Source organism: Pseudomonas sp. EL_65y_Pfl1_R83, from assembly GCF_963970695.1.
GTDB classification, from domain to species: domain Bacteria; phylum Pseudomonadota; class Gammaproteobacteria; order Pseudomonadales; family Pseudomonadaceae; genus Aquipseudomonas; species Aquipseudomonas tritici.
Window position 1 is genome coordinate 147,047 of the sequence record NZ_CAXAQI010000014.1, and the last position, 12,789, is coordinate 159,835.

The 12,789-nt window shown below is 63.7% G+C and carries 8 protein-coding genes; all 8 read right to left on the bottom strand.

From position 1 onward, the window contains the following. Positions 1-64: 64 nt before the first annotated feature. The 8 genes from AACY08_RS20040 to AACY08_RS20075 are packed head-to-tail and all read right to left on the bottom strand — an operon-like array spanning position 65 to position 12,786. Complete coding sequence (locus tag AACY08_RS20040; RefSeq protein ID WP_339471084.1) at positions 65-1,774, bottom strand: formylglycine-generating enzyme family protein; 1,710 nt, start codon at positions 1,772-1,774, stop codon at positions 65-67. Beyond that, a complete protein-coding gene (locus AACY08_RS20045; RefSeq protein ID WP_339471086.1) occupies positions 1,767-2,951 on the bottom strand; it encodes an ABC transporter permease in 1,185 nt (394 codons plus the stop codon). Before AACY08_RS20045 ends, AACY08_RS20040 begins: the two co-directional genes overlap by 8 nt. After that, positions 2,951-3,655 carry an ABC transporter ATP-binding protein gene (locus AACY08_RS20050; RefSeq protein WP_339471114.1) on the bottom strand — a complete coding sequence of 235 codons (705 nt, stop codon included), beginning with the start codon at positions 3,653-3,655 and terminating at the stop codon, positions 2,951-2,953. The genes AACY08_RS20045 and AACY08_RS20050 overlap by 1 nt, the downstream gene beginning before the upstream one ends. After that, positions 3,655-6,633: a serine/threonine-protein kinase gene (locus tag AACY08_RS20055; RefSeq protein ID WP_339471087.1), complete on the bottom strand. Its 2,979-nt coding sequence runs from the start codon at positions 6,631-6,633 to the stop codon at positions 3,655-3,657. Before AACY08_RS20055 ends, AACY08_RS20050 begins: the two co-directional genes overlap by 1 nt. Beyond that, positions 6,630-7,349, bottom strand: coding sequence for a PP2C family protein-serine/threonine phosphatase (locus AACY08_RS20060; RefSeq protein ID WP_339415074.1), 720 nt, complete (start codon positions 7,347-7,349; stop codon positions 6,630-6,632). Before AACY08_RS20060 ends, AACY08_RS20055 begins: the two co-directional genes overlap by 4 nt. Then, positions 7,350-8,003 (bottom strand): type VI secretion system-associated protein TagF, encoded by a 654-nt coding sequence (gene tagF, locus AACY08_RS20065; RefSeq protein ID WP_339471088.1) that lies wholly within the window; start codon positions 8,001-8,003, stop codon positions 7,350-7,352. Further along, positions 8,000-11,500: a type VI secretion system membrane subunit TssM gene (gene tssM, locus AACY08_RS20070; RefSeq protein ID WP_339471089.1), complete on the bottom strand. Its 3,501-nt coding sequence runs from the start codon at positions 11,498-11,500 to the stop codon at positions 8,000-8,002. The genes tagF and tssM overlap by 4 nt, the downstream gene beginning before the upstream one ends. After that, positions 11,497-12,786 (bottom strand): DotU family type VI secretion system protein, encoded by a 1,290-nt coding sequence (locus AACY08_RS20075; protein ID WP_339428290.1) that lies wholly within the window; start codon positions 12,784-12,786, stop codon positions 11,497-11,499. Before AACY08_RS20075 ends, tssM begins: the two co-directional genes overlap by 4 nt. Positions 12,787-12,789: the final 3 nt, after the last annotated feature.

Here is a 12,789-nt window from a genome sequence, read left to right on the forward strand (position 1 = left end):
TTGAATTGCCCAGCACGGCCCACCGCCGCCTGAGTCCCTTCCAAGCTCGCCATACAGCCAGCGATCATCGCTGACCGCTCGCTGCGAGCAGTTCCTTCAAGATCGTTGCCGGGTCGGCCCGCTGTTGCTTGCGGTAGTTGCCAACATGACGAACGAACAGTGTTGCGCGCGTCACCAGGCTCTTGCCGAGCACAGGCTTGCGATCCAACTCTTCCTTGATCCGTTGAAACTGCGCCTGGATCACCGCATCGGTATAGCGCGTGCCGGTGGCCAGGTTGTCGATGTAGATCGCCACTGCGCCATCCAGCGCGCTGCGGCCGTTGGCAATCGCCATGTCAAACAGCTGCGCGCTGGCCTCGTCTTTGTTGTCGGTAGCCTGCTGGCGACTCTTCTGCAGATTGGCCAAGCGAATGTTGTAGTTGCTGATGGTTTCGGCCACCAACGCGGCGGACTGAATCAGGTTGCCCGCCGCTTCTTCGCGTTGCTGGGCGATCAGCGAGACGTTGCGCTTAAGCTCTTCGTTGACCAGCCCAAGCTCGGCTTGCAGCTTGGGATCGACGCTGGCAGCGATGATACTGTCCAGGCGTTTGGTCGGCTCCTGGGCGTCGTCGATGGCGTCAGTCAACGAAGCCAGGCGACCCTCCTTTTGCCACTGCGCGAACAGTTCCTTGTAGCGCGAACGCGGCGCCGCCAAGGCGCCAATCGCCACGCGGAAACCGGTGGTCTCGTTGCTTTGCTCGGTGCCGTCGGCCGCAAACAACGGGTACTCGCGGCGCATGCCGGTGAACAACGTGCCCTCGCCTTCCAAATAGTTGCCGCCCTTGACCACAAAGCCGCCGTAGGTGCCCTGACGGCGCCCGGCATGCACCAGCTGGAAGGATTCCTGGACCATTTCCGCCGCATTGCCGATCACGTCGAACAGACCAATCGGGTTAGGCAATTTGGTGCCGATGGGCATCAGGCGTGCGGCCTGGCCAGTGCCGCCGGCGACCTGGTTGAACACGGCGTAATTACCGAGCGGGCCGTCGCTTTCGCTGCCTTCGACACGGCGCGGAAACAGGCGCCCTTCAAGGTCCTGACGGCTCACGGCTTGGCCACCGCGCGCGGCGTATTCCCATTCCACTTCGGTGGGCAGGCGCACAAAGCCCAGCCCGCCATCCTCCGCTGACGAACCGCGCCCACTGACCGGCAGTAACTCGCGGTGGTATTTCATCAGCCAGGCGCTGTACACCGCCGAGAAGCGCTCGGCTTCAAAGCGCGACAGCTTCACCTTGGGCAAACGCCCGGCCATGCCGGTGGGCGCATCGCACGCAGGCGCCGGTTCGCCACTGGCCAGTGACTGCGCCTGGGCCATCACTTGGGCGTATTGGCGTGCAGTCACTTCGTACTTGCCGATGAAGTACAGCATGGGCTTGAGCGGGGTCTTGGCGTCAGTCTTCGGCATCAACGGCGCGATGACTTTGTTCCACCCTTTGGGCAAATCCTTGAGGGTGAACTGGCCGTTGATGAAGTCGCGGCGGTAACCGGAAATAAACGACTGCTTATAGCCCGCCTCGCCTTCGGCAAAGGGGTAGCCGAGGCTGATTTCGCGATCGTCCAGGGTGCCTTGAGCCAGCACATAGGCGTAGCGGAACACCATGTTGCCTTCACACGGTAGCGGCAGGCTCACGTCATCCGGCAACGGCTTGGGGTTGTCGAGTTTGTCACTCGCGTCATCAGCCCAGGCCATCGAGGCCAGGCTCAGCGCCACGGCGGCGCCCAGTAACTTATACATCTCTGATTCCTTCAGAAGCCTGGATACGCGCCACTCGCCAACCGCCACAAACCGCCGCCACGGCGCTTACGCCGAGCACGGCAGCCAGGGCCAGGCCGTAATGACGCGCCAGCAGGTGGCTGGCGTATTCGCCCGGCACCTGCACGAATAGTTGATTCAAAGCGGCCTCGGCCAGGCCATACAACCCGGCACTGAGCGCAGCAGCAAAACCTGCGCTGTACAGCGCCTGCACCACCACAAACACCAACAGCCCGCCCGTGGAAAACCCCAACAGGCGCAACACTGATAACTCTCGACGCTTGCGCGCCACGGCGGCCAACGCTCCGGCAAAGATCGCCGCAAACGCGCCCGCCAACGCCAGCCCGCAGATCACCCAGAATATGATCGACAGGTTGCGGCTTAACGACTGCACTTGCGCAATGGTCTGTGCCTGGGTCGACACCAACACATTCTGCCTCGCGAAATACACCCGCAGCGGCTCCACATCGGTGAGGTTGCGGGCATACAGGCGAAACGCGGGATACACGCGCTGTGCGCTCACACCCACCTCATCACCGGCCCAACCCAACGTCGGCACTGCACGACCATCGCGGTAATCTTCAACGGCTTCCAGCAAACTCAATTCAACAAACAAACCGTCACGGGCAAAGGCTTCCAGCGGCAATACCGCCAACACCTGCAAGCGCGTGCGCTGGGCTTCTACGCGTCCCGCCACTTGCCGTGCAAAGCGGGTCTCCAGCCAATCGCCAGGCCGCGCAGCGAGCTTCTCAGCCGCGGTGTGGCTCAGCACGATCTGATCCAGGCCCTTTGGCAACGGCAGACCGCCCAACAACGGATCACCCGCCGCGGTCGGCAGCATTTCCAGGCTCAGCTCGCCCACTTGCGCCGTCGCTGCAATCTGCCGCGTACGCGGCACGGCAAACGCCACGTCACTGCGCTGACTGAGTTGCTCGATAAATGCACTGCTGAATCGACCACCGCCCAACGGAATAATTTCGCGGGTGGCGGGGTCGGTCTGCAAACGTTCGGTCAAACTGCTAACCAGTCCAAATTTCAGGCCGAATAACACCAGCAACGGCGCGATCACCGCCACCAGCGCCAGCACCGAACAGGCCGAAAGCCACGCATCGTTGCGGTAATCCTGCCAGGCCAGCGACGCCACCAGGCCGATGCGCATCAGCACGCCTCCCCAAGGGTGGCGGTGACGCCGCCGTCGGTGTCGCGACGGCAACTGATACGCCGCACCTGCAAGCCACTGGCGCGCGCCAAGGGTTCGTCATGGGTGGCAATCACACACGCTGAGCGATGTTCGCGAGCCTGGGCCAGCAACGCCTGCATCACGCGCTCGGCATTCAAGGGGTCGAGGGACGCCGTCGGCTCGTCCGCCAACACCAGTTGCGGTGCATGCGCCAGCGCACGGGCACAGCTGACGCGCTGGCGTTGGCCCACGGAGAGCGCCGCCGGTTTCTTGGTCAACTGGTCGCTGATTTCCAGCTGCTCGGCCAGACGCACCACGCTGCCGTCATCCTTCAACCCCAGCAGTTGCCGCGACAAATCAATATTGCCGCGCACATCGAGAAAACCCAGCAGGCCGCCGGTTTGCAGCACATAGCCCAAATGCTGACTACGCAGTGCGGCCAGCGTGGATTGCTGATCGCTGCGCCACAGCCCACGGATATCGTGCTGATTGAATTCAAACTGCCCGGCCTGATCCGGCGCCAACACCAGCGCCAACAGGTCCAGCAAAGTGCTTTTGCCACAGCCACTGGGCCCGACAATCGCCAATTGCTCGCCCGCACGCAGCGCCAGCGCCGGAATCACCAGGCTATAGCGCTGGCTACCGACGCCCCGGCTCTTGTGCACCGCGCTCAGGTTAAGCATCACGGTAGCGTCGACAACGGCACGCGGTACAACGCATCACCCGGTTCGGCATCACCGAAACGGACCCAGTTGGCCAGGTCATTGTGGAAGGTCTCGTAGAGGCGGATTTTCGAATCCAGCTCGTCGATAAAGTCTTCCTGCTCGGCCACGCTCAACGACAACCAAAGGTCCTGGGTCATGCTCAGCGACTTGCTGCGGTACGGCAGGCCTTCGAGGTATTCGCCGAGGACGCCGCCGTCGGCCAGGTTGCCGCCCTTGCGCAAGGCTTGCGGGTCGCGGCTCATGTAAGCCGAGGCGCTGGCGATTTCCTGGAAGAAATCCTTGGGTGAGGTCTGGGTCTTGCGCGCCGCATCGACGATCAGTTTCAGCGACTGCTGCAGGTCGTTAAGCTGCAATTTGGTCAGCATCACGCACACCTGGAACGCCGGCAGCGCCGGGTTGGTAAGGTCGCGGTCGGCGGTCCATGCGCTGACCAGTTGCGGCGCCTGGCTTGCGGTCTTACGACCGAGAAAGTCCATGTGCATGGCATAGCCGACCGCTGCGGATTTGTCTGCCAGGGTTGGCGCAGAACTCAGCAACGGCACCGGCTGCGGCGTGTTGCTGCGCACCTGATGCACCAGGTTGGCGAACACCGTACCGATCTCGTCGACGCGCTCGCCCAACTTGCGCACGTCGCCATCCGGCACCGGCGTGTAAAGGTCGCCAATCTGCGGGTTGGCGTCGGCGGTGAGGATGCGGTACTGGCTTTCGGCGCCGGCGTGGGTTTTCTTGCCGGCGTCGGTGCGCAGGTGCAGGGCGTAGATCTTGATCTGCTTGCCCAGCGCGGCCTGGCGCACTTCCGCCTCGTTCATCTGGGTGGCGGCAAACGGATCGTTCTTGCGCAGCGCACCAGCATCGGTGACCAGCAGGATAATGCGCCCGCCGTAACCGGACCAATCCATGCCGTCCACCGCCTGCATCACCCCGGCGAACGCGTCTTCGTTGAAGGAATGGCTGGACACGGTGGAAGCCTTGACCTGGCGCGCCATGTCGAGGAAGCGTTGCGGGTCGCGCCCCTGGTCGAGGCTGATCAGCGTCTTGGCGACGTATTCCAGGCCAGGGGTTTTCTTGATGCTGCTGCGAAAACCCACCATGCCAAAACTGACACTGTCCAACTCGCCGCGCTCGCCGATGCGGGTTTGCAGTTCGTGCACCACATCGCGGATCTGGTCGATATAGGGCTGCATCGACACGGTGGTGTCGACCACCAATACAACGGCCGTGCGGAAGGCGTCGGCATTCGCCTTGATCACAGGCGTGGCCGGTTTAACCGCGCTGGTGCCTGGGTCGATGGAGGCCACATTGAGCAACTGCACCAGCTGGCCGTTTTCGTCAAAGCTCTCTTTGGAGTCGAAGATCGGCAACAGGTAGAACTGGTTCTGCGGCACGGCGCTGGCAGTCGGTTCCAGCGCAAGGACTTGGCTATTGTCTTCGCTGTTTTTCTGCGCCTTGGCCAGCACGCCTTTGGCGGCGGCCGGGTCAGCCAAGAGCTTTTCGACTTCACTGGATTGACGCAGGAACATCACCGGTGCCCGGCCCGAGCGCTCGGTAAATTTCAGCACCAGGCTCTGCTTCCAGTCGCTGACCTGCGCGGCCGGCAACCATCCATCGCTACGCCCATCGGTGGCCGCGCCGACGCGTACCCACGGGCTGCCGTCGATGTCTTTGCGCTGGTAAACGTAGAGTACGGAGAACGCCGGCAGCGCCTTTCCTGGCGCGCTGCCTGCGTGCGCCGAAAGCTTCGCACCGGGCTTGCTGAGCACGCGCTGGAACAGGGTCTTCTTACCCGCCATCAGCAGCGGGCGCTGACCGCCATCCACTTCAGCGACTGGAGGTGGCGGTTGCGTCACCTTGGGCACCACCGCAGCAGGCGGCTTGGCCGGCTCATCGCTGCCGCTCAACCACCAATAACTGGCGCCACCAATGGCCAATGCAACCGCTACTGCAACAGCGGCCAGGGCCAACACCGGCCCACGGTGTTGCTCGGCCACGGCCTTGTGTTGCGTCGGGGTCACCACAGGTTGGCGTACCACGGGTTGCGGCTGTGGTTTATCGGTCGGAATATCGATGGTGACCGGGGTCATGCCCGCCAGATCAAAGCTCAGCGGGATCGGCAGCGGCCGCACCAGCGTGGCTTCCGGTGAATCCGCCGGCAGTTCGTCCAGCGCCAGCAACAGCGCGTCCGCATCCGGGAAGCGTTCCGCCGGGTCCTTAGCCAACAGCTTGCGCAGCACACCCTGATAACGGCCATGGTGCACCGGCAACTCCGGCAAAGGCTCTGTCAGGTGTGCGAGTGCCGTAGAGAGCGCGTCGGTGCCGCTGTAAGGCAACTTGCCGACGAGGATTTCATACAGCACCACGCCCAGCGCATACAGGTCGGCGCGGCCGTCGATCTCCTGGCCCCGCGCCTGTTCCGGGCTCATATAGCTCGGCGTGCCCACGGCAAAACCGGCCTGGGTAAATTGAGTGCGGTCATCCAAAGACTTGGCGATACCGAAGTCGGACAGCACCGCCGTGCCATCGGCGCGAAACAGAATGTTCGCTGGCTTCACATCGCGGTGCACCAGGCCTTGAGCGTGGGCATAGCCCAGCGCCGAAGCGATCTGGCGGATCAGCGTCACGCCCTGCTCCGGCGTCAGGCCTGCGGCAATGCGCTCCTTGAGCGTGCCATTGGGCAGGTATTCCATCGCCATGTAATACAGCTCACCGACATTGCCGATGTCATGGATGGTCACCGTGTGCGGGTGCGACAAGCGCGCCAGGGTCTTGCCCTCGCGCAGGAAACGCTCGCAAAAGCTCGGGTCGGCGGCCAGCGCCGCCGCCATCACCTTCAACGCCACCTTGCGCTCCAGCGAACGCTGGGTCGCCAGGTACACGCTGGCCATGGCGCCTTCGCCGATCTCGCCTTCGATGTCATAACCCGGGATGACGATGTTCATGACGATACCTTCACGACGATGGCGGTGATGTTGTCCGGCGCGCCCCGGCTAAGCCCGAGATGCACCAGGCTGCGCACGATTTCATCCGGCGTGTCATGGCTGAGGACTTCGCGGATTTCATGGTCTTCGACGGTCTTGTTCAGCCCATCGCTGCACAGCAGGTAGCTGTCGCCGGGGGCAATCAGCAGGTCAACCGCTGCCAGCTCCAGCTGGGCTTCCACGCCCACCGCGCGGGTGACGATGTTGGCGCGCGGATGCGTGCGCGCATCGGCTTCGCTGAGCAAGCCGCTATCTTGCAGGTCCTGCACGTAACTGTGGTCGCGGGAAATGCCTTCAAGCACGCCGTCACGCAGGCGATACAAGCGGCTGTCACCGGCCCACAGGCACACGCCGCGCAAGCCTCGCGCCGCCAGCAACACTACAGTGCTGCCCATCATGGTCACGCCACGGTTGGCGGTTTCTTCGCGCACGGCCGCGTTGATGCGGATCAGGTCATTGCGCAAGGCCGCGCAATATTCTTCTAGGGAACGGCCCAGCGCCACACCGCGCAGGCTGTCGATGATCAGGCTGCTGACATAATCCCCCGCCGCATGCCCGCCCATGCCGTCGGCAACTACCCAAAGGCGGTTTTCCAGCAGGTCCAGGCAGGCGTCTTCGTTGACCTGGCGGACCATGCCCACATGGCTTTTGCTCGCGGATTTGTACGTCGCGCCCATCTACACCACACCTTCTTGTCCGAGCAAAAACTGCGCAAAATCGCCAGCGGCAGGCAGGCCCTGACACCGCAATAAACCAGGGGAAATCCGTTGCGAACCACGGCCCCACCACAAACTCGCGCCTTCACAGGCCTGTTCGGCGAGTGCGGTCATGCGCCCATGGGGCACGGTAGCGCTCACGCGCTGCAGGCCGGCGAAGCGGCTGTCCACTGCGCGCGGCTCAGTCGCCGGCAAGCCCAGGGTGTCGAGACCGTCATTGAAACGCTCAAAGGTGGCGCCGGCATCCAGGGTACTGAGCAACAGCTCTTCGGCCTGCTCGAACCAGATGTCCGGCCCGCCCACGAGGGACGCTGGATTGGTGTCGTGATCAAGCAGCGCCACCACTGCCAGCGGGAAATACCGCCCGACCCGGTCAATGCTCGGCATCACCACACCCGCCGCCGCATCCGGCCCGCATACGCCCGGCGCCAATACAAAACGCCACAACGGGCTGACCAGGTACACATTGAGCCAATCACCGCCGAGGCTGCTCTGGCTGGCGAGCAAGCCTGCCGCCAGCCAGCTGTCCCACGGGCCGATAAAACTCTGGGGCAAGGCGCGGCTGACAAAGTCGCCGCGGCTGGCCAACTTGCCGTAGAAACCCAGCGTCGTCATAGCCGCTCCGGCAGGCTGAAGCCGCTGAGCACGCGGCTCTTGAACGGGTTGAAGGCGCTGTTGGCGCGCAACTCATAGGCGATGCTCGCGCCGTCGACCCGCAGGCGCAGGTTGAAACGGTCGGGCGAATTACCGGCGGTGAGGTCCGATTGCTGCAGCAAACGGAACCACGCCCATGGCCCATCGAGGGTCACACCGGAGCGGCCACTGGCCGACGGCGGCATGATGGAAATACGCACCACACCAATGCTACCGGGGTTCGGCCATTGCATCGCAACCGGGCGGCTTGGGCCGTGGTCGTAGCTCAATTGCTGGCCGTCGAGGTCGAGCAGGAACTGGGTGATGGTCGGGTCCATCGACACGGGCTTGAGTTCGAAACGCACAACGGGCTGCGTGCCCCCCGATCTGAAGAACGCATCACGAATGGTCGCCGCACGTTGGAAGGTTTGCAGCACGCCCGGTGCAATCCCGAGTTTCTGCGCCGCGCCCGGCTGCCAGCGCCAGGTTTGCGTGGAGGTGTCGACGTAAGGCTGCAAGTATTTGCGGAAGTAGTTATCCATCACCCCGCCCACGCCGAAAAATTGGCCGAAGTCGTCCAAGGTGGCATCGCGGGCGCTGCCCGGCGACATCGGATAACGCCCAGCCAGGGACTGGCGATACACGTTGACCACTTCGCTGACCCACGCCGCGTTCAGCTGGTTACGCACCCCGCCCATCATGCTGTTGGTGGTGGAATTGACCACCGACTTGACCATGCCCTGCACCAGCGGCGGCTGGCGCTCGGCATTCAGGCTGACCCGCGTGGCCGCCGCCGCCGCCTGGTTCTTCGCCTCGCCCAGCAACGCATCGCCGCTGGCGCCGACCATAGCGCTGACCTGCACATACAGCGCGTTCATGTCCGTGAGCAGGCCGTCGATGGCCGCCGGTTCGCCTTCACTCTTGCTGACGATGCTGTTGAGTTCGGCAAAGTGCGCGGTCACTGGATCATCCGTAGCGGCGGGCGCATGGGTGGTCGGTTGTTCCTGGCCGAGCAGGCTACCCAGGCGCTCCTTGAGCTTGTCGACACCGCCTTCCACTGGCACGCCTTTGGCGGCCAACTGGCGTTCTTCGGCTTGCAGGTCGGTTTCCTTGGCGACCGCCACCAGCAGTTTTTTCAGCGGCGAGGTCGGGCCGGATATCACCCGCAATACGTCGGCCGCCTGGGCCACGCTGGTGATCGGCACAAAGTCGATGTCCGCCAGCAAGGCATCCCACTGGCGCTGGTAGTCCTGGAAATACAGGCGACGCACGTCAGCGGCGAGGCTCACTACGTTCTGCTGGTCGGCCTGCTCATGGCCCAGCACCCATCGCTCTTCGGCGAGGGTGCCGGTCTGGTTCAGGCTGCTCAGAAGGAACGCCTGGCGATAGCCTTTGGCGGTAAAGAACCCACTCAGCGGTTCGCCCAACGGCTTGCCGCTTTTACGGCTGAACACCAGCGCCGCGTCACGGCCGGCGGCTTCGTTGATACGAAAATCCGGAATGCCTTCGGGCAGTTTTTGGCGCTTGACCCGGTCGTAGACGCGCTGGGCCACCGGCAGTTGTTGCAACTGGCGGCGCAGGTCATCAATCAAGCGTGGGTCAAGGCGCGCACTCGGCGGATGGCGCTCGAACAACGCCTGCAGGTGCCCGGCCAAGGCCTGGCGCTGATCGGCCGGCAGGTCGCGCGGCAGGTTGCGGTCCCAGTCAAGAGCGATCCAGGCTTTGATGAAGTCCGGGTCGTAATGCTCAGTGTCGGCGAGCATCAAATAGGCCTTGAGGCCTTCGTAGAGGAAGTCGGAACTACCGCCACCGTGCAGTTGTTCTTCAATACGCGTCACCAAGCGTGGTGCAAACACGGCGATCAACAGCTTGCGATAGACGCTGGCGGATTCGGCTTCGAGCATATCGCCCTGATACAGCCCCAGCCCTTCGGACCAGCTTGGCGAGTCGCCTGCCAGGTTCTTCACGGCGTTGAGCAACGGCAGCACGGCGAGCACTTCGCGCTGCGCCGGGCTCAGGTTCTGGACGGTCTGGCCCAGCGGCGCGACCTTTTGGTCAACCTGGGCGATATAAGCCTGGTTGGCGCGATAACTCACCCACCACAGGCTGCTGACCACCACTACCAACGCAACCGTGGCGGCGAGGACACCACGGGCAATCCACTTGCGCCGCCGCTCGACCTTGGGGTTCACCCCCACCAGGCCACGCTCGGCAAACGCCACGGCGGTGAAGAGTTTTTCGATGAAGTAACTGCGCCCGGTGCCGCTCTGGCGTGCCAGGTGCTGACGGTCCAGGTTCATGCTCTGGGCCATCGCGCCGATCAAGCGATCAATCGGGCTGCCTTCCTGGGTACCACTGGTGAAATACACACCGCGCAGCAACACGCGTTCTTCAAAGGCATTGGGCTTGAACACGCCTTCGAGGAAGCTCTGCAGGCAATCCTTCAACGCGCCGAACTGCTGCGGGAAACCGTAGATCAGGTCGCGCCGCGCCGGGTCACGTTCCTGCTGCAGGCGTTCGACCAGGCGTTCGTTGAGGCGCTGTTCCAGGCCGGCGAATTCGCTCTGCAGGTGCGCCAGCGGGCTGGCGCTGTTCTTGCCATCGTCCAGTGCAAAGGTCATGCCCCACACCTGGGCGCGGTCTTCCTTGCTCAGGTTGTCGAAGAACTCCATGAAGCCCGGCACCAGGTCGAGCTTGGTGAGCATCAGGTAGATCGGGAACCGTACGCCCAGTTGGGTGTACAGCTCCTGGATACGCAGGCGGATGGCCGCGGCGTGGGCGGCACGTTCCGCATCGGTGCCCAGCAGCAAGTCCGACAGGCTGATGGCGATAAAAGCGCCATCGATAGGCCGACGCGAGCGCTGCTTTTTCAGCAGGTCGAGGAAGCCCAGCCACGCAGCTTTATCCACCGTGGAGTTGCTGTCCTGGGTGGTGTAGCGCCCAGCGGTGTCGAGCAACACGGCCTGGTCGGTAAACCACCAGTCGCAGTTACGCGTACCGCCCACGCCACGCACGGCACCGGCGCCCAACTGCGCGGCCAATGGGAAATGCAGCCCGGAATTGACCAGCGCGGTGGTCTTGCCCGACCCCGGTGGGCCGATGATCACGTACCACGGCAGCTCGTAAAGATTGCGACGCTCATCGCCACCGAGCTTGGCCTTTTTCAGCAGCGTCAGCGCTTCGTCCATGCGCTGGCGCAAGGTAGTGAGTTCTTCGGCCGTGGCGACGCTGTTGGGGTCGGCCGGGGTTTCGGCGGCCAGGCTGCGCATCACTTCGGCGGCCTGGCGGCGGGCCTGGATGATGCGGAACATGCGGTAGGCGATCCACACCGCAAACACCAGGATGATCAGCGCCCAACGGCGCCCTTCCGGCACCAGCACGTCGAGCAACGGCCCGACAAACCAGATGATCAAACTCAGGGCGATCAGGCCCAGCACGGGGATCACCCAGCGAATCATGAAACTGAAAAACGCCTTCACTCGACGCCCTCCGCCAATACGGTGATTTCAACCCGACGATTACGGGCGCGGCCTTCGGCTGTAGCGTTGGTGGCTACCGGCTCGGTGTCGCTTCGGCCTTCGGCGCTGAAGCGATCCGACTGGCCGGTCTTGGCCGCGAGGATCTCCAGCACTGACTTGGCCCGTGCCTCGGACAACGCCCAGTTGGACGGAAAGCGCAGCGTGGCAATCGGGCGGTTGTCGCTGTGCCCGGTGACGCGCACCTGGCCCTTGACCTTGCGGATGGCGTCGGCGATGCGCAGCATCAGCGGCTGGTAGTCATCCACGATGCTCGAGCTGGCGGACGCAAACAGTTCATCGCCACGGATGGTCACCACAGAACGGTCGACGGCATCTTCAACGGCAACGCGGCCGGCCTTGATGTCCTCCACCAGGAAGCCAGCCAGGCGCGGGCGTTCGATCACCTTCGGCTGTGCCACCGGACGGTCGATGGCCTGCACCGGAATTTCGCCCAGTGCATGGATATTCTTGAACACCGGCTCGGCATCCGAAGCGAGCTTGAGGCGCAGGCCAAACAGCAACGCCAGCAACAGCGCGACGCCGATGGCCACGGCGATCCACGGCGGCATGAATTGCGCCAGGCGATCCCGCGCCACGGTCACGCCGCGCCAGTGCGGCGACAGCTCGCGCTCATGTTCGCCACGCGCGCTGCGGATAGCGGCGGCCGTGCGTTCGCGCAGGGTTTCCAAATGGCTGCGACCGTCGTTCATCACGCGGTAGCGGCCTTCGAAACCCAGGCACATGCACAGGTATAAAAGCTCCAGCAGATACAGGCGTTCCCGCGGGCTTTGCAGGCAGTGATCAAGCAACTGGAAGACTTTTTCCCCGCCCCAGGCTTCGTTATGCACGGTGATCAACAGGCTTTGCTTGCCCCAATCACTGGTGCTGCCCCAAGGCGTGCTCAACACCGCTTCATCAAGGGCGGTGCACAGCGCGTAACGCGCCAACAGCACTTCATTGCGGGCGATGCCGGCCGCTTCTGCGCGCTCTTCGAACTGGCGCAGGTAGGCCAGCAACTGCGCGCGCAGGCTGGCCGGCGCCGGGTGGGCGATGGTGTTGCGCAGGCGCGTCAGCAAGGCGAGCAACGGGCCGGCGGCACTTTCCAGCGGGTTGAGGCCCTGGCTCTTGCCAGTGAGCATCGGCGCGGCCGGCATCGCCAGCGGCGAGGGCTCAGCACGCACAGGTTCCGGCGCGCGGCCACCGGGGCGCGGCATGAACTGGGTGCGGTCATCATCATTGGGATGCATCGC